Here is a 19,884-nt window from a genome sequence, read left to right as displayed (position 1 = left end):
CTTACCAAGGTAGCCGAAGCGCGGACCGGATGGTGAGCGCCCCGCACGACAACCCTCTAGTTGTGTTGTACATGGTTTGGGGAATATAGTTCAACAACTATGAGCGAAACGACGAACGCGGCCACGTCGGCAACCGGACCACTCGCGGGGGTGCGAGTACTCGACCTGTGCCGAGTCGTCTCCGGCCCGTTCGGCTCACTCCTGCTCGCCGACCTCGGCGCCGAAGTGATCCGGGTCGAGCCGCTGCCCGCCGCAGGTACGGCCCAGCCCGGCGAGCCGGCCGATCTGACCGAGGAAGAGGCGTTCCACTGGGGCCTGAACCGGAACAAGAAGTCGATCAGCCTCGATCTCAAATCCCCTGCGGGCCAGGAGATCTTCCACCGGCTGGTCGCCGACGCCGACGTCGTCTACGACAACTTCCGGCCCGGGGTGACCGCACGCCTGGGCATCGACCGCGACACTCTGCTGGCGTACAACCCGACGGTGATCACGTGCTCGCTCACCGGATTCGGCGCCGACGGCCCGTGGGCGAAGATCCCGGCATACGACCCGATCGTCCAGGCCATGTCCGGAACGATGAACTACACACGGATCGACCACGCGGGCTCGCCGGTGCGGTGGGGCATTCCCATCGGGGACCTGTTCGCCGGAATCTACGCCGCCATCGGCGTACTCGGCGCGGTCATGCACCGCGATCGCGCGGGCGTCGGCCAGCATGTCGACGTCTCGATGCTCGACGTGATGCTCGCGCTCAACACCTACCGGGTGCCGCAGGCGCTGACCTTCGGGCAGGAGCCCGACCCCGCGCCCTTCGAAGGCGGGCAGGGCACGGTCCCCTTCGGGAATTTCGAATGCTCCGAGGGCTGGATCGCCACCTGCATCAGCCAGCGCATGTGGAAGGACGCCTGCGAGGTGTTCCGGCGGCCCGATCTGATCACCGACGAACGATTCAGCACCGGCCATGCCCGGCACGCGCATCGTGACGAACTCGTCACGATTTTGCAGGGAATCTTCCGCAAGCGCACTGCCGACGAGTGGCAACACGAGTTGATGGCCGTCGGCGTGGTGTGCGGGAAGGTCACCGGGATCGCCGAGGTCTTCCAGCATCCGCAGATCCTCGCCAGGAACATGGCGGTCGAGATCCGCGACCAGTACGACCGCGTCGGCACGGTCGCGGGCGACTCGCTGCGGTTCAGCGACACCTCCACCTGGTGCGCGCCGCGCGCGGTCGGCGCGGACACCGCGCTGGTGCTCTCGTCGCTGCTGGGCACGAACGATGACGAACTCGACCGGCTGCGCGACGAGCGGGTGATCCATCTGGCCGACGCCACCGGCGGCACGCCGCTCGCGCCGCACACCCGCTTCGTCCCCGGGGACGCGACCGGCGAGCCGGCACAGCGGCCGCTGCACGGCGTCACCGTGCTGGAACTCAACGGTGACGAGCCGAGCAAGGGTTTCGCCGCCCAGTTCCTCGCGGATCTGGGCGCGCGCGTGATCCGCGTCGACCGTCCGGTCGGCCAGGTCGTCGAGCCGTATCCGGACCACTCCCGCGAGGCGTCCTTCCGCGCCGGTCTCAACCGCGGAAAGCTCAGCGTCATCGCGAATCTCAAGGACAGCGACGGCCACGCGCTGTTCGACCGGCTGGTGGAACACGCCGATGTCGTCCTGGACAACTACCGGCCCGGCGTGCTGGAGCGGCTGGGCATCGACAACGACTCGCTGCGGGTCCTCAATCCGCGCATCATCTCGACCTCCATCACCGGCTTCGGGCACACCGGGCCGTGGAGTTCCTTCCCCGCCTTCGACAATGCGATCCAGGCGCTGGGCGGCGGCATGAGTATCACCACGGATCCGAGACTCCCGGATGTGCCGATCCGATGGGGCAACCCGATCGGCGGGCTGACCGGTGCGATGTTCGCCACCCTGGGCACCCTCGCCGCGCTGCGGCAGCGTCACACCACCGGGCAGGGCCGCAAACTCGACATCAGCCTGCTCGACTCACAGGTCGCGCTGCTGTCCTACCGCGTACCCCAGGCCGTCACGGTGGGCAAGAAGTTCCTGCCCGAACCACGTCGCGGGGGAACCGGATCGCTGCCCTTCGGCGCGTTCGCGACCAAGGACGACACCTGGTTCGTCATCTGCATCACCCCGCAGTTCTGGAGCCGCTTCTGCCAGGCCGCGGGCGCGCCCGAATGGGAGAAGGATCCGCGCTTCGTCACCGAGCCGCTGCGCCGGGCCAACGAGGCCGAGCTGTACGCCCTCGTCGAGCCGAGCTTCCTGCGGCGAACCGCCGCGGAATGGCAGGAGCTGTACATCGAGAAGGGATTGCCGGGCGCGAAGGTGCTCACGCTCGCCGAGGCGTTCGAGCATCCGCAGGCGCTGGCGCGGTCCATGCGCGTGCGACTGCCCGACCACGAAGTGCCGGGCGGGATCGAAGTCGCCAACGCGGCCCTGAAATTCTCTGTGTGCGAACCGGTTCCGGCCATATCCGCGCCCGTGCCGGGGCGTGATACCGCGACGCTGGCCGCCGAGGTCGGGTTCGAGGCGCCGATCGCCCAGGCCGATTCACCGGCCGCTCGGTGGGAAGCCGCCGCGTCGTAGGGTAATCACGAAATGGCCCGCAACCATGGAAATGGTTGCGGGCCAAGCTCTATAGTCACCGCTTCTGCCATCACTGCTGAGGCTCTGTCATCACCGCTGCGGCCCGAGCCGGAGGTCCCAGGCCCGCGAATACTGTCCCAGGGCGAGCATCAGCTCGCCACCGGGCGTGCCGTCGGCCAGATATCCCATCGCCGTGTTCACCGGCATGCCCTGACACCCCTGGCGGCTTCAGGACGGCGACCGTGCCGAAAGCGATGGGCGCCACTGTGTCTGCTGCGCGGTCACCAGCTCAATTGCCGGTTCGTATCCGAAAGTGCCGCGAGGCGCTCGGCGCGGCGGACAACCGGGGCGTCGATCATCGCCCCGTCGACCACGGCCACGCCGTCGTGTTCCCGCATCGCCGCGAGAATCCGCTCCGCCCATGCCCTTTCGGCCTCGGTCGGCAGAAATCCCTCGTTGACGACCGGTACCTGCCGAGGGTGGATGCACAATTTGGCCCCGAAACCGAGCTCCCTGGCATGCGTCAGGTCGTGCTCGAGGCGCTCCGGTGCGTCGAAAGCCGTACTGACACCGTCGATCGGGGCGGGCAACCCCGCCGCGGCGCAGGCCAGCACCATCTTTCCCCGCACATGCCCCAGCGCGGTATGGGAATCGGGATCGATGCCCAGCTCCGCCGAGAGATCGACGTTGCCCAGCGCGACACGAACGACGCCCTCGACCGCGCACACCGCGTCGAGATCCCGTATGCCCCGGGCGGTCTCGACCAGGGCGATGATGCTGCCGTATCCGAGCCTGCCCGCCACGTCGGCGAGCACATCGGCCGATTGCGCCTTGGGCAGCATGACGGGCGCACCGGTGGAACGCAGTGCCTCGACGTCGTCGGCGTGCCACGCGGTATCCGCGCCGTTCACACGCACCACGGCCCGACCCCCGCGAGTAAGCCACTCGACGGCGGAGTTTCGCGCCGTGTCCTTACGATCGGCGGCTACCGCATCCTCCAGGTCGATGATGACGGCGTCGGCTCCGGTCGCGATCGCCTTGTCGAAGCGATCCGGCCGATCTCCGGGAACGAACAGGAAGCTACGGGCCACTGCCAGTGCGGCATTCACAGCGGCAACACTCGAAGGCTCGATGGATGACACATTTCTCCTGACCTGATCATCCGCGGCCCCGGAAGAAGGTCCGGAGATCACCGACCAGCAATTCGGGCTGCTCGGCCGCGGCGAAGTGCCCACCGCGCGGAAACTCCGTCCAGTGCTCGACGGCATAATGATCGCTCGCTATCCGACGGGACGTCGGATAGAGCTCTTTCGGAAAGACGCCGATACCGGTAGGGGTCGACACTCGCTCGACTCGCGGCCGTTCCGCGCCGCCGCCATTGAATGCGGCGGTCTCGTAGTAGAGCCGCGCGGCCGACCCCACGGTTCCGGTGAACCAGAAGGTGGCCACACCCGCGAGGATCTCATCTTTGCTCATCACCGACTCGAGATCACCGTCACAGTCGGTCCAGCTACGCAATTTCTCGACGATCCACGCTGCTTGCCCGACCGGCGAGTCGTGCAATCCGTACGCAAGGGTCTGTGGTTTCGTCGACTGCATGGCGACATAACCCGTATCCACCGCGCGCCGCCGATCATTGGCCGCGATCTGCGCCTCCTCCGCAGCCGTCAGCACCCCGTCCAGCGGGCGCAGACCGCTTTGCAGAAGTGTGAGGTAAAGGCCGGTGAGCCGGTCCGGAAAGCGCTGTGCGAGTTGAGTACCGATCGGTGATCCCATATCTGTACCGAAATACCCGTAGCGACGGTAACCGAGCAGTCCCATCAGCTCCGCGAGAGCCGATCCCACCCGTCCGACATGCCAGCCGCGCTCCGTTGTCGGACCGCTCCAGCCATAACCGGGAATGGACGGTGCGACAACGTGAAAAGCATCGTCCGCCGTTCCCCCGTATGCCACGGGATTCGTCAGCGGTCCCAGCACCTTCGCGAATTCCAGTGGGGTACTCGGCCACCCATGAACCATGAGCAACGGGCGAGCCTGCACGAATGGCGAACGGATGTGCAGGAAATGCACCTTCTGCCCGTCGATCTCGGTAGTGAACTGCGGCTGGGCATTCATCTGCGCCTCGGCCGCTCGCCAGTCGAAACCCGTTGCCCAGTACTCGCACAACTCCCGCAGGTAGGCCGGAGCCACGCCGTAGTCCCAGCCCGCGCCGGATATCTCATCGGGCCAGCGTGTCCGCGTCAAACGACGACGCAGGTCGTCCAGCACGTCATCACGGACGTGTACCCGGAAGGGGTTGTGCCCGACCGCAGTCATCGCATCGCCTTTTCTGTGTCAGCCGAAGGCGAACCCGCGGAAGCCGTCTGCGAACGCCTCCGCACATCGCTCGCGATCGACCGGAACGCCGCCGGTCCGCAGGTGTTCCGGACATCGCGACCCAGCGAAGCGCACGGCGACCTGACCGGAAAGCAGGCGTTTGCCGCGGAGAGCTGAATGTACGTGCTACGTCGTCGGCTGGGTGACCTGACCGAACAATTCACCCAGCTTCGACCGTGCCACCTCCAGCCGATGCGCGAACTCGTCGCGCTCGGCCTCCAGCCGATCCCGCTCGGCGGTGAGCAGCGCCACGTCTTCCTCGGACGGCCTGCCGATCGCCTGGAGATCTTCGGGCGAGGCCAGCAAAAGCTCCTGAACGAGCGCCCGGGCGAGCTTGCGATAGTCGATCTCGGGCATCACCTGCTGCGCCGACTCGGCGACCGGGGACGTGGCGAGCGACATCGGCTGCGCGCCTGTCGGACTCAGCCGCCCGGCCTCGCCCAGCCGGATCGCATACGTCCGCTTGCCCTTGATGTCCCGGGAGATCTGCCCCTCTTTGTCCATGGCGGCGATCAACTGGATGAAGGCGACGCTGGAACCGTTGTATTCGACAGCGTCCATGAGAAGCGAGGTCGCACGCCCGGACGGGTCCTCGATGGGGCCCGACTGCTCCAGTAGTTGACGGATCCTCGTGCGTGCCGTGAGATCGCGCGTCACTTCCTCCACCTCATGCTTCCCTGACCGGTTCTGTCGGCTACTACCATACGACATCGAGAGCAGTACGAATGGTAGCAAGTGTACCCGCATACCATAAGGGTGCAACACGAATAGAGTTTTCGGCAGCATTAAGGCTCCGCCCGCGCGACGTCTCAGGCGCACATCCCGGCGGCCAGCCGCAGCAGCTTGAACTCGAGCGAGCACTCCCTGGGCCCGAGGAGGCAGAGCGCGGCCTCGATGACGGTCCTGTCGTAGCCCGCACTGGCCCGCAGGCCCTCGGCGGCGATCCGGACCAGGTCGTCCCAGGCTTCCCTGCTCCCCCGATCAGCGGATATCACGGACCGGTCCAGCGGCGGGATGATCTCGACGGCCCTCATGGTCAGCGATACGACCAGACGAGCGCCAGAAAGTTCCGGGGCGGCCGGCGAGATGAACGACCGCTCGACACAGGAAGGCGAAGGGCTGCCCGCACGGCGCCCGATGGACCGTCGGCCGTGTACTGCACGCTGCATCGTTGCACGCTCCTGGTGTTCGTCGGCTTCAATAGTCAAGGATGCGCAGCACAGGATGAATCGGCATGCGTACAAGTACGTAGACATGTACCGAGACCACTTCGAGAACGCCTGTATTACCGGAACGGTAGGCTCGTCGGACGGGCCCGCCGAGCGGGCAGACCAGATAACGCTGGATACGACCAGCACACCGATGACGAGGCGGTCATCCGATGCGGCAGGCATCTCAGCGAGGACGGGGCAATGTTCCCGGCGAGACCTCGAGCCTGGTAGGCCGGCGAGCAGAACTCGCCGTCATCAGACGCATCATGCGAACATCACGATTGGTGACCCTGACCGGCCCGGGCGGCGTCGGCAAGACGCGGCTGGCCTTGCACATCGCGAACAGTTCGCGCGGCGCGTTCGCGGACGGGATATGGATGGTCCCGCTCGCGGAACTGTCGCAGGCCGATCTGATCCCTTCCACGATCATGGCCACGATGGGCGAAGCAGGACCCAACAGAACCGATGTGGACGACCTGATCGGCTTTTTGGAGAATCTCGAGCTGCTGCTGGTCCTGGACAATTGCGAACACCTCGCCGAACCGTGCGCGAGAATCGCGTCGGCGATCCTCGAGAGATGCCCGAAGGTCCGGCTCATGATGACCAGTCGCGAGGCGCTGCGCATCGCCGGCGAAGCGATATTCACCGTGCCGCCGCTGTCCCTGCCCGATGCGGGAGAACGCATCGCATCCGGCAGCGCGGTGTTGTTCGACGCCGTGGCGCTGTTCAAGGAACGCGCCACGGCCGTCGAACCGGAGTTCGTGCTGCGTCCCGAGGACGAATCTCAGGTCGTCGAACTGTGCCGCCGGCTGGACGGTCTCCCGCTGGCGATCGAGCTGGCCGCTGCCAGCATGAGGTGGTTGCCCCTGGGCGAGCTGACCGTCGGCGCGGCGACCCCGCTCGCTCTGGTGACGTCCCCCAGCAGGAGTTCCCCGGTTCGCCAGCACACCCTGCGGGCGTCGCTGGACTACAGCTACGACCTGTGCTCCCCCGGAGCCCGAGCACTGTGGGCGCGGCTGTCCGTGTTTCGAGGCAGCGCCGAACTGGATGCGATCCGTTCGGTATGGAGTGCGGACAGCGGCATGGTCGAGCCGCTGCTCGCCGAACTGGTCGACAAGTCACTGCTGATGCTCACCGGCGGCCGTTACGTCATGTTGGAGACGATTCGCCAATACGGCTCCGAGCTGTTGATTTCGCTCGGCAGTGCGAACGACGCACGCCGCGCCCATGTCGAGTATTTCGCCGCCATGGCCTCCGACCTGGAAGCGTTCTGGTCCGGCCAGGATCAAGCCAAGCATCTGAGCTGGGCGAAGGTGAACAGCGCGAATATCAGGGCCGCGCTGGAATACTGCCTCGAATCGGCCGAGTTGCTCGACACCGGTCTGCGGATCGCTGCCGGACTGTGGTCGTTCTGGTCCGCGTGCAACTTCGAGAGCGAGGGTGGCATGTGGCTCACGCGGCTGATAGACGCCGACGCGCGATTACCGGGCGCACCGCGACCGGCGCTCGCCCGGGGGCTGTGGGCCATGGGTTTCCTGGAGGTGATCGACGGCAAGCTCGAGCACGGTAGCCGCAGCCTCGACCGCGCCATCGCCCTGGCCCGGGAGATCGGCGACCCGGTCATCGAGGCGAACGCGGCGCATTCTCGCGGCTTCGCGGAACTGCTGAACGGCGATATCGACAGCGCGCTGCACTATCTGGAGCACAGCGTGAAGCTGGAACGGGACGCTCCGGCGCCCAATCCCTTTCTCGCGTTGTCCCTGCTGAGCTACGGACTGGCGCTGTGCTTCAGCGAACGTCGCGACGAGGCGGCTCCGGTCCTGGCACAGGCCCGCGCCCTGTCGGAAAGCAGTGGCGATTTCCTGCATTCCTGGAGCCTGGTCTTCCTCGGGCTCGAGGCGCTGCTGGACGGCCGGTTGCAAGCGGCGTCGGCGCTGCTGACGGACGGGCTGGCGAGCAACGTCCGGGGCCCCAGAAACAACCAGGGATTGATCTGGGCGACCGAATTCCTCGGCTGGGCCGCGTTCTACGAGGGCGACGCCCGCCGCGCCGCTCGGCTGCTCGGCGGCAGCGAGGCACTCTCCGACGAATCGGGCCCCTACCTGGTGGGCTTCACGATTCTTCGCCGGCTGCACGAGGACTACGTGGATCAGGTACGGGCGGCGCTGGGCCCCGAGATATTCGAGGAGGAGCGATCCGAGGGACGCCGGCTCGATGTGGACGCGCTGATCGCCATGGCCCTCGACACCCGCCGGACCGGCCCGGCGCAGAAGAAGGTCGCGGTCCCCGCGGTCAAGCTCGATCTGCCGCTCACCCCCCGGGAGAGCGAGATAGCCGAGCGAATCGCCGCCGGCCTGACCAACCGCGCCATCGCCGCGGAGCTGGTCATCTCGAAGCGAACCGTCGACACCCACGTCGAGAACATCCTGGTCAAGCTGGGATTTTCCTCCCGCACCCAGATCGTGGCGCTGCTGACGTCCATGGATTCCGCATCCGGTAAGAACTGACGTCGCCGCCGTCCGAGGCGCTGCCCACTCGTTTTCCGGTCCACGATTGGTCTGCACCACTTCCGGCCGTTCCCGCAATAAGCATACAATTATGCTGAGCGTAGTTTCAGTTCCGCGCCCACGGGGGCCGCGGCGGGAAGGGCAGCGTGACACGAGAACTCCAGCACTGGATCAACGGAGCGTCGGTACCGGTGGGCACGGCACAGATCACCACCGTGACCGGCCCGCACGATCGCACCGAGGTCGCCCGCGTGCCGGGCGGCACCCCGGCACAGGTCGACGAGGCCGTCGCCGCGGCCAAGGCGGCCGCGCGGGGATGGCGTGAGCTGGCCCCGGTGCAGCGCGGCCGGCTGTGCGCCGAGCTGGCACGGCGCCTGCGGGAACGGGCCGAGGAGTTCGTCGCCGTGGAGGTCTCCGAGACCGGCAAACTCGTCGGCGAGATGCGCGGCGGCGTGCAGACATCGGCCGATTACTTCGAGTACTACGGCGGTGTGGTCCGGGCGCTGTTCGGCGAGACCATCGGCCTCGGCGCCGGGGACCACGCGTTCACCAGCCGCGAGCCCTACGGCGTCGTCGGCATGATCACGCCCTGGAACGGCCCGCTGACCCAGGCGGCGCGCGGCATCTCCGCCGCCCTCGCGGCGGGCAATACCGTCGTCATCAAACCCTCGGAGCTCACCTCGAGCACGACGGTCATGCTGGCCCAGCTCGCCGCCGAGGTCGGCTTCCCGCCCGGCGTGCTGAATGTCGTGCTCGGCAAGGGATCTCAGGTCGGCGCGGCCCTGGTGGCGCATCCCGACGTGCGCCTGATCGCGTTCACCGGCTCGGTCGAGACCGGGCAGCTCATCGCGCGGATCGCGGCGGACCGGCTGGTCCCGACCATCCTCGAACTGGGCGGGAAGTCGGCGAACATCGTGTTCGCCGACGCCGATCTGGACAAGGCCGTGACCAGCGCGCTCACGGTGACCGTCGGCGCCGGGCAGCAGTGCGCCGCGCTGAGCAGGCTGCTGGTGCAGTCCGAGGTCTACGACGAACTGGTGGCACGGGTCGGCACGGCGATGGCCGAGAAGACGCCGGGCGAGCGCCTGGCGCCGATGACCACCGAGGGACAGTTCGAGAAGGTGCTCGAGTACTTCGAGGTGGCCGAGAAAGACGGCGCGCGACTGGTCACCGGCGGGCATGCCGTACAGGGCGCCCTGGCGGCGGGGCGATACGTGGAGCCCACGGTATACGCGGACGTGACCCCCGAGATGCGGATCTTCCAGGAGGAGATCTTCGGGCCGGTGCTCGCCATCTCACGCTTCGAGGACGAGCAGGAGGCGATCGAGCTCGCGAACGACTCGGACTTCGGGCTGGTCGCCAGCGTATGGACGCGCGACATCGGCCGCGCCTTGCGCGTGGCGGCACGCATCGACGCCGGGCAGGTCATGGTCAACGGCGGCCGGACCGGCATCGAAACGCCGTTCGGCGGTTACAAGGCCAGCGGTCTGGGCCGCGAGAAGGGGTTCGAATCGCTGCTGCATTACACGCAGCTGAAGACGACAGTCGTCTCGACCCAGTGAAATTATGTTATTACTATGGTACTGACATAATTAAGCCGAGAGCACGGCATTACCGGAGGCCGCCACACCATGACTCAGCTCGCTCCCGCGTCGGATATCGCCGACGCCACCTCTCAGACCTACCGCGACGCAGCGCTCGGCTGGCTCGGGGAATTCGGCCGGGCGGCCGAGGAGAAACAGGTCGGCGAGATCGTCCGCCTGTTCTCCTCGGACCCCTGGTGGCGTGACATATACGCGCTCACCTGGGATTTGACCGGAATGCACGGCGCCGACGACATCGCCGAGATCCTCACCACGGCACTACCCGCCAGCGGACTGCGCGACATCGCACTCGACGAGACCCGGCCGGTCACCTTCGAGAACGAGACGTATATCGAAGCGGTGTACACCTTCACCACCGATATCGCGACGGGCCGCGGCGTGGTCCGGCTCGTGCGCGAGGACGGCACGTGGAAAGCGTGGGTGATCTCGACGGTTCTCACCGGCCTGAAGAACTTTCCGTTCAACAAGGTGACGACCGAGGACGTCGGCCATCCCGAATTCAATTACGCGGCCGCACCGGGAACGCGCAAGACCGTCCAGGAGATCAAGGAGGAACGGCGCGCGTTCCGGGATTCGGATCCGAGCGTCCTGATCGTCGGGGCGGGCCACTCCGGCATGTTTCTCGCGGCCTACCTGAACACCCTCGGTGTGCCGACGCTGCTGGTGGACACGTACGCCCGGGCCGGCGACAACTGGCGCCTGCGCTACAACGGCCTGCTGCTGCACGACATGAAATGGGCCGTGCAGTTCCCGTACATGCCCTTCCCGCCCGCATGGCCGATCTTCCTGTCCAAGGATCAGCTCGCGGACTGGCTCGAATCGTACGTCGAGCACATGGAATTGAACCTGTGGACCAGCACCGTGGTCAACCGCGCCGAGTACGACCGGGACAGCGGGCGCTGGAGCGTCGAGCTCAACCGCGACGGCGAGGCCCGGACCCTGCACCCCAATCATCTGGTCATCTCGACCGGTCTGAACGGCCTGCCGAAGCTGCCCGAGATCGAGGGCATGCACGAATTCAAGGGAATCACAACGCATTCCAGCGCCTACGTGGGCGGAGCGGTCGCGCAGGGCAAGCGTGTCGTCGTGGTCGGCGCCGGCTCCAGCGCCCACGACATCGCCCAGGACGCGTACGAGAACGAGGCGTCGTCGGTCACCATGGTGCAGCGCAGCCCCACGTACCTGTTCTCACAGCGCAATGGCGTACCCATGCAGTTCGGCCGGTACTACAGCCACGACCATCTCCCCATCGAGGACGCGGATCTGCTGGCGAGCGTCAACCCCACGGCACTGGCCAGGAAACTCGGCCCGGGCCTCACACAGAAGATCGCCGAGACCGATCGCGAACTGCTCGAGGGGCTCGAGCGCGCCGGCTTCCGCACCACCATGGGACCGGAGAACGCCGGCCTGACGCCCATCGCGTCGACCGGCGGTTCCTATTACATCGATAAGGGCGCCTCGCGACTGATCATCGATGGAAACGTCCGCATGCAGCCCGGTGAGATCGCGCGGTTCACCCCGACCGGCGTCGTCTACACCGACGGAACGGAAGAGGAAGCCGATATCGTCGTGCTGTGCACCGGATACACCAACGTGCGCGAGTCCGTCCGGCCGATCCTGGGCGACGAGGTCACCGATCAGCTGGCCACCGTATGGAATATCGATGAGCGCGGGGAAGTACGCACGGCGATGCGCCACTCGGGTCACGAGAAGCTCTGGTTCGTGGCCAACGGCTTGCGAATCTCCCGCATTCTGGGCAAGCCGCTGGCGCTGATGATCAAGGCCATCGATGAGGGACTCCTCGATCCGCGCATCAGCGTGGAGAAGAAGGCGGCGGAACCGGCCTGACGCCCATACAGTTCGATCCCCGTCTTCGTAATCGAAGGCGGGGATCGAACATGTGGACCATCAAGCGTCGGATTCGTCTTTTCTGAGGAATACGGCCGCTCGCGGGCAGCTGGGTATGGCCGACTCTACGGAATCGACCTGAGCTTCATCGAGTTCGTCGACGATGGTCACCGCGATTCCATCCTCGTCCAGATCGAATACGTCGGGGGCCAACGCGACGCACACCGCGTTGCTCTCGCACAGACCGCGCTGAATTCCTGCTCGCATCACTTCCCCTTCCGGGCGGGCACCCGATCGTGCACGAAGCCGACACCCATCGCATCGGACCGGACCACGTTCTCCTGGTCGATCTCGAAATCGGGCATGAGCTCCAGAACAGTTTCGATCTCGATCCGCAGGATGGCCTTGGCCAGATGCTGGCCGAGGCACCGGTGCACTCCCCAGCCGAAGGAGATGGCTCGACGATTGTCGCGATCGAAGTCGACCCGGAGCGGATCTTCGAATTTTCTCGGATCCTTGTTCGCCGCGGCGATGTTCAGCAGGACCATATCCCCCTCGTTCAGGGTTTCACCGCCCACCGCTACGTCGCGCGTGATGTACCGTCCCTCGGCGGTCGCCGGCGAATACACCCGGATGATCTCCTCGATCGCGGCCGGAATTCTGTCCGGATCCGATCGCAGCAGCTCCCGCTGATCGGGATGCTGTGCGAGGTGAATCATCATGGCGGCGAAGGCCGCGCTGGTCGTGTGGAAACCGGCGAGCACGAGCAGCATTCCGATACCCAGCATCTGCTCGTCGGACAGCTCCGTGCCGTCGCCGAGCGGATCGTTGGCCAGGACGGACATGAGATCGTCCTGCGGATGCGCACGCCGGGCACGCATACAGGACAGGATCTCGGCATCGATCCACTCCTTGTCCTGCCGGACCCGCGCCAGAATTTCGGGGTCGCTGGAGCCCTGATGGGACATGCCCAGTTCCATACGCTCCAGGAATTCCTTACGGCGTTCCGATCCGAGACCGATGATCCCGAGCGTGACCGTGCCCGGCACCACGTTCGCCACATCGCGGACGAAATCCCACTCGCCGGCTTCCGCCAGCGCGGCGACGACACCACGGACGAACGTCCGGATTTCCGGCTCACGCTTGGAGATCGCGTCCGCGGTGAACCAGGGATTGAGGATATTGCGGTACGCCGCGTGGGCCGGCGGATCCAGCGACACCGGGATGTGGCCGCCGCCGAGGTTCAGCGCCGGAATCGCCGCGCCCCGGCGCGAACTGAATGTCTTGTAGTCACGGAATGCCGCCGTGACGTCCTCGAAGCGGTTCAGGACCCAGAAGCCGTCGTGCTTTGTCGACCACGCGACCGGCTTCTCCTCCAGCAGATGGTTCAGCGTGTTGAACGGATCGCGTGCGAACTCCACATCATGGTGACTGAAATCGGTGATCCTGGTCTGCGGACCTGCGGGCATCACAACCCTTTCTCGCTATTATGGGCATCACCCTTACGGTGGGCTCCCATATGACGAACTGCTCGCACACCGGCTTTTCGTAGTGAGCTTACAATTATGCTAATACTATATTTGCAGTGATGGAGAGCGTCAAGGCGCAGCGAGAGCGGCCGAGCGGTCCTATTCGGCCTCGACGGGCAGGGTGATGGCGATCTGCTCGAAGGGCTCGCCCTCGGGATACACGTCGTTGAACAACCCGCACCCCTCGGCGGCCAGCCGCACATCCGGGATCCGCCACACCTCGAACTCGCCCTCCCGGCTCGCCTCGGGGAGTTCGAAGGTCACCAGCCGCACCCGGGGATCCTCCTCGGGCTTATAGGGGTCCACCACCGTCAGCTCGGCCTGCGTGCCGCGCAGGACCACCCAGGGGTCACAGATCCGCACGAACAACATCCCGTAGTGACCGGCGAACCGCACATCGCCCCGGAACGCCAGCAGCCTGTCGGCGCCCTCGGGGACCGGATGCGGGGTGGGGTCGGGTTCGAAGACCAGCTCGCTGCGCTCGGCCGGCCGCGCACCGTCGCTCACGCTCCCCTTCCCGTCGGGCATCCGCGAGATGTACTCCAGGAAGCTGTATTTGATTGCCCAGCGAAGACCGGACAACGTCGGGGTCGTCATCATCGAAACCTTTCTCCACGCCGGGCCGGCCGACGCTGAAGTATTACGTCCGTCCCGCTCCACTCTGCTTCATGCCGCTGCCCGGCCGCCAAGCGCCCCACGGAGTTTCGCTAGCCGACGCCCTGCGGAGCCTCGGTGGCGCGCAGGATGTCCGCGGTGTCGGGCGCGCCGACCATGCGCCGGCGCCGCTCGTGGATGAGCCACCGCCCGTCGCGCCGGACCAGCCGCCAGTCGTTGAGGGAGGCGCTGACCAGCTTCAGCTCCGGCCCGTCCTGGTGCAGGATGAACGAGTAGTTGTTCGCCACCGCGTCGTCCCCGTCGACCCGGACGCTGAGGTTGTTTCCCTGCATGTGCAGGCTGCGCCCGGCGAACCCGTCGCCGTGCCCCGCGGTGCGCACCGACAGGAACTCGCGCATCTGCGCCAGCCCCTCCCAGCGCACGATCTCGTAGGGGTCCTCGCCGCGCCCGACCGAGACGTCCATGACGCAATCGTCGGTGAACAGGGCGAAGTACTCCTCGTCCAAGCGGGCGTCGGCGTAGTAGCCGTAGCGCGACAGCAGCTCGCGGATCTGCTTCTCGTCCTCCAGCTCGGCCAATCGACGCTCGAGCCGCGCCAGGCGGTCCGCGATTCCCGGTTCGGTCATGCGTCTGCTCCTTCCGTGGCCCCGGCGGGCTCGAACAGCAGATGCACATTGTCGATGCCCCACGCGAGGCCCAGGTGCTCGCGCGGCTCGTAGTCGGCGTCCAAGCGGAACGCGGGCAACCGCCGGCGCAGTTCCTCGAACGCGATACGCAATTCCAGGCGAGCCAGATGCACACCCACACACCGGTGCGCGCCCATCCCGAACGCGATATGCGGTTTGGCGCCCGCGGCGACGAAACGGTCGAGCACGACCTCGTCGGGATTCTCGTAGTAATCCGGATCGCGATTGGCGATGGCCAGCGGGAAGTGCACGCGCTCTCCCTTCGGCAACATCAGCTCGCCGACCTGGATCTCGTCGTACACGACCGTGCGGGTCGGCACCGGCGGTGTGCCCCAGCGCAGAAACTCCTCGATGGCCGAGGCGAGCATTTCCGGGGATTCGAACATGTGATCCCACTGCTCCGGATGCCGCCCCAGATAGGCCATCGCCTGACTCAGCACACTCTGCACGGTGTCCAGGCCCGCGAACATCATCAACAGGAAAAGGTCGAACAACTCGACGTCGGTCAACTTCACGCCGTCGAGTTCCAGGTCGAGCGCGGCCGAGGTCACGTCGTCGCGCCTGGGCTCGGCGCGGCGCTGGGCGATCAGCGCGAACATGTACTCGCGGATCTCACCGTGCGCCTTGGCGCGCGCGGCGTCGGTTTCCTCCTGCGTGGCGTCGGGCAACCCGTGCATGACGATATCGACCCAATTGTTCAGCCGGTCGACATCCTCCTCCGGCCACCCCATGATCTTCATGACGGTGACACCCGGGAACGGCAGCGCGAAACCCTGAACGAAATCGCAGGACCCCTGTTCGATCCAGCCATCGATCAGGCGAACGGCCCACTCGCGCAATCCGTCCGCGAGTTCGTTGACCCGCTTGGGCGAGAACAGCGGATCGAGCATCGCACGGAACTGCTGATGCCGGGATCCGTCCAGTTCGATGGGGATCTGCTGCACCTCGGAACCCTGGGTATTCACGCCGTCGGGTTCATTGGGAAAGCTGATGAACCCGCGGTTGCTGCGGCGCAGCACTCCCGCGATGTCGTCGTAGCGAGTCAAAACCCAGCAGCCGTTGCCGCGCGCCGAATAGCTGACGGGCATCGCCTCCCGGCGATCGGCGAGTTCGGCGAGCTGTTCGGTGATGCCGATGGTTCTCGTGTACGGGTCGTAGTCGCGACGATATTTCGCGCGCAACTCGGCCACAGGGGTGTCAGTGCTCATTTCTTTCTTCCTCTTCAGAATTCACGCGCACCGGGCTCGAACCGGAGATGGACGTTGTCCACGCCCCAGGCCAGGCCCAGATGCTCATGAGGCTCGTGGTTCGGATCCAGGCCGAATGCCGGCAGTCGCCGGTGCAGTTCTTCCAATGCGATGCGCAATTCCAGGCGTGCGAGATGCAGGCCGACGCACCGATGCGTCCCCATGCCGAACGCCAGGTGCGGTTTGGTCCCCAGGTCGATGTAGCGGTCCAGCCGCACATCGTCGGGATCGTCGTAGTAGTCCGGATCGCGGTTGGCGACGGCCAGCGGGAAATGCACCCGCTCGCCTCGCGGCAGGACCAGCTCACCGACCCGCACATCGTCGTTCACGATCGTGCGGGTCGGCACCGGCGGCGTCGCCCAGCGCAGGAATTCCTCGACCGCCGACTCGACCAGTTGCGGCGACTCGAACATCCGGTCCCATTGCCGCGGATTCCGTGCCAGGTGAACCATCGCCTGGCACAGCACGCTCTGCACGGTGTCCAGGCCCGCGAGCATCATCAGCAGAAACATGTCGAATATTTCCGAGTCCGACAGTTTCTTGCCGTCCACCTCGGCCTCGAGGGCAGCGGAGGTCACGTCGTCACGGCGTGGCATCGATCGGCGGCGCGCGATCAACGCGAACATGTACTCGTGAATTTCGCCGTGCGCCTTCGCGCGCGCGGCGTCGGCCTGTTCCTGCGTGGCGTCGGGCAGACCGTGCATCACGACGTCCACCCAGCCGTAGAGTCGGCTCACGTCCTGTTCCGGCCATCCCATGATCTTCATGACGGTGACCCCAGGGAACGGCACCGCGAAACCCTTGTTGAAATCGCAGGAGCCGACCTGGATCCAGTCGTCGATCAGACGATTCGCCGATTCGCGCAGACCGCCCTCGAGCTGGGCGACACGCTTGGGTGAGAAGGCCGGGTCGAGCATCGCGCGAAACTGGAGGTGGCGGGAGCCGTCCAATTCCAGGGGGATCGTTCCCTGCTCCGAACCGGTGGAGTTGATACCGTCCGGGTCGTTGGGAAAGCTGATGAACCCGCGGTTGCTGCGGCGCAGGACGCTGGCGATGTCGTCGTACCGCGTCAGCACCCAGCAGCCGTTGCCGCGCGCCGAATAACTGACCGGCATCGCCTCCCGGCGCTCGGCCAGTTCGGCGAGCTGCTCGGCGATCGGCACCGGGTGATACGGGTCGTAATCACGCCGAAGCGTCACGCGCAGTTCATCGATGGGTGCGTCTGTGGTTGCCATGTTCAACTCCAACCGCCGGGTAAAGAAAGCCGTGTTGCCTGGTGTGATCCGAGTTACACCCTAGCGATAAGATGTTTGCAACACAACTTTAAATACCACTTGAGTACGGTTTGAATCCTCAGAGCTCGAGGACCAGGCGCGGCGACAGCGACCGCGACACGCACACCATCATCGTCTCGTTCGCCTCGCGCTCGGCGGGCGTCAGGATCGAATCGCGATGCTGCGCGATCCCGTCGATGATCATGGTCTCGCAGGAACCGCAGGTCCCCTCCAGGCACGACGCGACCACCGGGATGTCGTTCTCCTCCAGGACCTGCATGATCGTCTTGTCCGGCGGGATGGTCAGTGTCTGCTCCGACAGGGTCAGCTCGACCTCGAAGGACCCGTCCAGCGCCGCGTCCTCGAGTTCCTTGGGCGCGAATCGCTCCAGGTGCAGCGCGCCCGCCGGCCAGGGCGCGCAGGCGCTCTCCATCGCTTGCAGGAGCGGCTCGGGGCCACAGCAGTAGACGGCGACATCGTCGCGGACCGTGCCCAGCAAACCCTGGAGGTCGAGCAGCCCGAACTCGTCCTGCGGCCGGATGCTGACCGGCTCGCCGTAGCTGGTCTCCAGGTGATCGACGAAGCTCATGGTCGTGCGCGACCGGCCGCCGTAGACGAGTTCCCACGGCAGACCGCGCGCGGCCACCGCGCGGATCATCGGCAGCATCGGCGTGATGCCGATACCGCCCGCCACGAAGATATAGGCGCCCGCCGGCTCGAGCGGGAAGTTGTTCCGGGGCCCGCGCACCTCGAGCGAGGCCCCTTCGGCCAGTTCGTCGTGCAGATAGATGGACCCGCCGCGGCCCTCGGCCTCGCGCAGCACACCGACCTGGTAGACATCGCGCTCCGCCGGATCACCGCACAGCGAGTACTGACGCACCACCTCGTTGGGCAGCACCAGATCGATGTGCGCGCCCGGTTCCCACTCGGGCAGTTCACCGCCGTCGGGGCGCCGCAGCTCGAGCAGCACGACTCCGGGCGCCAACTGCTCCTTGCGCGCGACGACGAGCATCCCGACCTCATCGGTCTGCGTGACGCCATGAGCATCACTGCCGACTGCCACCTCGGACATCACTGACCACCAACCCTTGCTCTCTTCGATGAAATCAGGACCAACTCGTATAGTAATCGTGTTTACAAGTCGGCGTATCAAGAAACTAACACAATAGCGCCATTGCGGACAGGGGCGATCCGCCCCGCCGTCAGCGCAGCGGGCGCAGGAACTCGCGCAGATCCCGCACAATCAGCTCCGGCACCTCGGCCGGCCCGAAGTGGCCACCGGACGGGAACCGCGTCCACTGCCGCAGATCGGTGTCCTGCTCGGCATGCCGCCGCGGCGGCGCGCTGACATCGCCGGGCAGCACCCCGATGCCCACCGGCACCCGGATGTACGGGTCGGCGGGCGCGGATGTCTTCTGCCGGTTGGTTTCCCAGTAGTAACGCATGGACGAGCCGATCGTGCCCGTCAGCCAGTAGAGCGTCACCGTGGTCAGCAACTCGTCGCGCGAATAGACCGATTCGAGATCCCCGCCGCATTGCGACCAGTTCCGTCGCCGCTCCAGCAACCAGGAGGCCAATCCGACCGGCGAGTCGTGCAGCGCGAAGGCCAGCGTCTGCGGATCCTGGCTGTGCACCGCCAGGTGGCTCGCGGTCAGTGCCGCACCGGCCCGGTCGCGTTCGTAGTCCCCGGCCTCGTCGGGACCGTAATCGTCCGGTCCGGCGGTCGAGAGCCCGAGGCCGGGCACTCCGGCGGGACGGCGGTACCGGCTCATGTGGACGCCGATCAGATCGTCCGGGAAGTCGTAGGCCATCTGCTGGGTGACCACCGCGCCGAAATCCGCGCCCATCGCCGCGAAGCGCCGATAGCCCAGCACCTCACGCATCAGCCGGCGCCACAGACCGGCCGTCACCGCGGAGCCGACGCCGCCGGCGCGCAGCGGGGAGGAGAACCCGAAACCCGGAAGCGAGGGGATGACGACATCGAAGCTGTCCGCGGGATCGGCGCCGACGGCGGCCGGATCGGTCAGCGGGACGATCATCTTCTCGAAATCCCAGAACGTCCAGGGCCAGCCGTGCGTGAGCAGTAGCGGAACCGGCGCGGGCCCGGCGCCGCGCCGATACAGGAAGTGGATCGGCACGCCGTCGAGATCCACGCGATAGTGCTCGAACTCGTTCATCCGGGCCTCGTGCGCCCGCCAGTCGTACCCGTGGGCCCAGTACTCGACGAGTGGTTCGAGGTATGCGCGCGAGGTCCCGTATCGCCAATCCTCGTTGTCGACGTCATCGGCCCAGCGCGTAGCGAGAAGACGTCGCCGGAGGTCGGCCAGGTCGTTGTCGGGCGCCTCGATGGTGAAGCGCTCTGCCCGTACGGTCATGGCTCGCGTGA

General features: G+C 66.2%; 17 protein-coding genes. 5 read left to right on the top strand and 12 right to left on the bottom strand.

All coding sequences use genetic code 11. The annotated features are described in order from the left end of the window. Window positions 1–99: 99 nt before the first annotated feature. On the top strand, window positions 100–2,601 hold the full coding sequence (locus JZ791_RS01735; protein WP_216892311.1) for a CaiB/BaiF CoA transferase family protein: 2,502 nt from the start codon (window positions 100–102) through the stop codon (window positions 2,599–2,601). A gap of 281 nt (window positions 2,602–2,882) precedes the next feature. Here JZ791_RS01735 and JZ791_RS01730 read toward each other — a convergent pair whose 3' ends face one another. Next, on the bottom strand, window positions 2,883–3,710 hold the full coding sequence (locus JZ791_RS01730; RefSeq protein WP_308162714.1) for an HpcH/HpaI aldolase/citrate lyase family protein: 828 nt from the start codon (window positions 3,708–3,710) through the stop codon (window positions 2,883–2,885). A gap of 49 nt (window positions 3,711–3,759) precedes the next feature. Beyond that, a complete protein-coding gene (locus JZ791_RS01725) occupies window positions 3,760–4,917 on the bottom strand; it encodes an epoxide hydrolase family protein (RefSeq protein WP_216892309.1) in 1,158 nt (385 codons plus the stop codon). On the opposite strand from JZ791_RS01725, the gene JZ791_RS01720 reads away from it, so the two are divergent. After that, entirely contained in the window at window positions 4,900–5,094 is a 195-nt protein-coding gene (locus tag JZ791_RS01720; protein WP_216892308.1) for a hypothetical protein, read from the top strand. The two genes, JZ791_RS01725 and JZ791_RS01720, sit on opposite strands and share 18 nt — an antisense overlap. Window positions 5,095–5,103: 9 nt before the next feature. Here JZ791_RS01720 and JZ791_RS01715 read toward each other — a convergent pair whose 3' ends face one another. Next, the gene (locus JZ791_RS01715) at window positions 5,104–5,634 is read right to left on the bottom strand and encodes a hypothetical protein (RefSeq protein ID WP_216892307.1); all 531 of its coding nucleotides are present in this window, start codon (window positions 5,632–5,634) and stop codon (window positions 5,104–5,106) included. A gap of 152 nt (window positions 5,635–5,786) precedes the next feature. Then, window positions 5,787–6,146: a hypothetical protein gene (locus JZ791_RS01710; RefSeq protein WP_216892306.1), complete on the bottom strand. Its 360-nt coding sequence runs from the start codon at window positions 6,144–6,146 to the stop codon at window positions 5,787–5,789. Window positions 6,147–6,454: 308 nt separating this feature from the next. Here JZ791_RS01710 and JZ791_RS01705 point away from each other — a divergent pair, with 308 nt between their 5' ends. The 3 genes from JZ791_RS01705 (at window position 6,455) to JZ791_RS01695 (ending at window position 12,147) form a co-directional block, all read left to right on the top strand. Further along, on the top strand, window positions 6,455–8,695 hold the full coding sequence (locus tag JZ791_RS01705; protein WP_216892305.1) for a LuxR C-terminal-related transcriptional regulator: 2,241 nt from the start codon (window positions 6,455–6,457) through the stop codon (window positions 8,693–8,695). A gap of 146 nt (window positions 8,696–8,841) precedes the next feature. Next, complete coding sequence (locus JZ791_RS01700; protein WP_216892304.1) at window positions 8,842–10,257, top strand: aldehyde dehydrogenase family protein; 1,416 nt, start codon at window positions 8,842–8,844, stop codon at window positions 10,255–10,257. A 69-nt stretch (window positions 10,258–10,326) separates the two neighbouring features. Beyond that, complete coding sequence (locus JZ791_RS01695; RefSeq protein WP_216892303.1) at window positions 10,327–12,147, top strand: flavin-containing monooxygenase; 1,821 nt, start codon at window positions 10,327–10,329, stop codon at window positions 12,145–12,147. Window positions 12,148–12,207: 60 nt separating this feature from the next. Here JZ791_RS01695 and JZ791_RS01690 read toward each other — a convergent pair whose 3' ends face one another. From JZ791_RS01690 to JZ791_RS01655, 8 genes are all read right to left on the bottom strand, one after another. Beyond that, on the bottom strand, window positions 12,208–12,414 hold the full coding sequence (locus tag JZ791_RS01690; protein WP_216892302.1) for a ferredoxin: 207 nt from the start codon (window positions 12,412–12,414) through the stop codon (window positions 12,208–12,210). Then, window positions 12,414–13,616 (bottom strand): cytochrome P450, encoded by a 1,203-nt coding sequence (locus JZ791_RS01685; RefSeq protein WP_216892301.1) that lies wholly within the window; start codon window positions 13,614–13,616, stop codon window positions 12,414–12,416. The genes JZ791_RS01690 and JZ791_RS01685 overlap by 1 nt, the downstream gene beginning before the upstream one ends. Window positions 13,617–13,775: 159 nt before the next feature. Next, on the bottom strand, window positions 13,776–14,273 hold the full coding sequence (locus JZ791_RS01680; protein ID WP_216892300.1) for an HtaA domain-containing protein: 498 nt from the start codon (window positions 14,271–14,273) through the stop codon (window positions 13,776–13,778). A 110-nt stretch (window positions 14,274–14,383) separates the two neighbouring features. Beyond that, window positions 14,384–14,917 carry a nuclear transport factor 2 family protein gene (locus JZ791_RS01675; RefSeq protein ID WP_216892299.1) on the bottom strand — a complete coding sequence of 178 codons (534 nt, stop codon included), beginning with the start codon at window positions 14,915–14,917 and terminating at the stop codon, window positions 14,384–14,386. Then, window positions 14,914–16,185, bottom strand: coding sequence for a cytochrome P450 (locus JZ791_RS01670; protein ID WP_216892298.1), 1,272 nt, complete (start codon window positions 16,183–16,185; stop codon window positions 14,914–14,916). Before JZ791_RS01670 ends, JZ791_RS01675 begins: the two co-directional genes overlap by 4 nt. Window positions 16,186–16,199: 14 nt before the next feature. Further along, a complete protein-coding gene (locus JZ791_RS01665; protein ID WP_216892297.1) occupies window positions 16,200–17,459 on the bottom strand; it encodes a cytochrome P450 in 1,260 nt (419 codons plus the stop codon). Window positions 17,460–17,577: 118 nt separating this feature from the next. Then, window positions 17,578–18,510: a PDR/VanB family oxidoreductase gene (locus tag JZ791_RS01660; RefSeq protein ID WP_216892362.1), complete on the bottom strand. Its 933-nt coding sequence runs from the start codon at window positions 18,508–18,510 to the stop codon at window positions 17,578–17,580. Window positions 18,511–18,700: 190 nt separating this feature from the next. Next, on the bottom strand, window positions 18,701–19,873 hold the full coding sequence (locus JZ791_RS01655) for an epoxide hydrolase family protein (RefSeq protein ID WP_216892296.1): 1,173 nt from the start codon (window positions 19,871–19,873) through the stop codon (window positions 18,701–18,703). Window positions 19,874–19,884: the final 11 nt, after the last annotated feature.

This window comes from Nocardia alni, from assembly GCF_019038435.1.
Classification (GTDB): Bacteria; Actinomycetota; Actinomycetes; order Mycobacteriales; family Mycobacteriaceae; genus Nocardia; species Nocardia alni.
The sequence above is the reverse complement of the archived record's forward strand: the minus strand, read 5'-3'. Positions and strand labels throughout refer to the sequence as shown.

Excerpts from the sequence above, each read along its gene's own strand:
- JZ791_RS01675 (WP_216892299.1), bottom strand. The coding sequence starts at position 14,917 with ATGACCGAACCGGGAATCGCGGACCGCCTGGCGCGGCTCGAGCGTCGA.
- JZ791_RS01690 (WP_216892302.1), bottom strand. The coding sequence starts at position 12,414 with ATGCGAGCAGGAATTCAGCGCGGTCTGTGCGAGAGCAACGCGGTGTGC.
- JZ791_RS01680 (WP_216892300.1), bottom strand. The coding sequence starts at position 14,273 with ATGACGACCCCGACGTTGTCCGGTCTTCGCTGGGCAATCAAATACAGC.
- JZ791_RS01655 (WP_216892296.1), bottom strand. The coding sequence starts at position 19,873 with ATGACCGTACGGGCAGAGCGCTTCACCATCGAGGCGCCCGACAACGAC.
- JZ791_RS01665 (WP_216892297.1), bottom strand. The coding sequence starts at position 17,459 with ATGGCAACCACAGACGCACCCATCGATGAACTGCGCGTGACGCTTCGG.
- JZ791_RS01670 (WP_216892298.1), bottom strand. The coding sequence starts at position 16,185 with ATGAGCACTGACACCCCTGTGGCCGAGTTGCGCGCGAAATATCGTCGC.
- JZ791_RS01685 (WP_216892301.1), bottom strand. The coding sequence starts at position 13,616 with ATGCCCGCAGGTCCGCAGACCAGGATCACCGATTTCAGTCACCATGAT.
- JZ791_RS01695 (WP_216892303.1), top strand. The coding sequence starts at position 10,327 with ATGACTCAGCTCGCTCCCGCGTCGGATATCGCCGACGCCACCTCTCAG.
- JZ791_RS01660 (WP_216892362.1), bottom strand. The coding sequence starts at position 18,510 with ATGCTCGTCGTCGCGCGCAAGGAGCAGTTGGCGCCCGGAGTCGTGCTG.
- JZ791_RS01735 (WP_216892311.1), top strand. The coding sequence starts at position 100 with ATGAGCGAAACGACGAACGCGGCCACGTCGGCAACCGGACCACTCGCG.
- JZ791_RS01705 (WP_216892305.1), top strand. The coding sequence starts at position 6,455 with ATGCGAACATCACGATTGGTGACCCTGACCGGCCCGGGCGGCGTCGGC.
- JZ791_RS01725 (WP_216892309.1), bottom strand. The coding sequence starts at position 4,917 with ATGACTGCGGTCGGGCACAACCCCTTCCGGGTACACGTCCGTGATGAC.
- JZ791_RS01710 (WP_216892306.1), bottom strand. The coding sequence starts at position 6,146 with ATGCAGCGTGCAGTACACGGCCGACGGTCCATCGGGCGCCGTGCGGGC.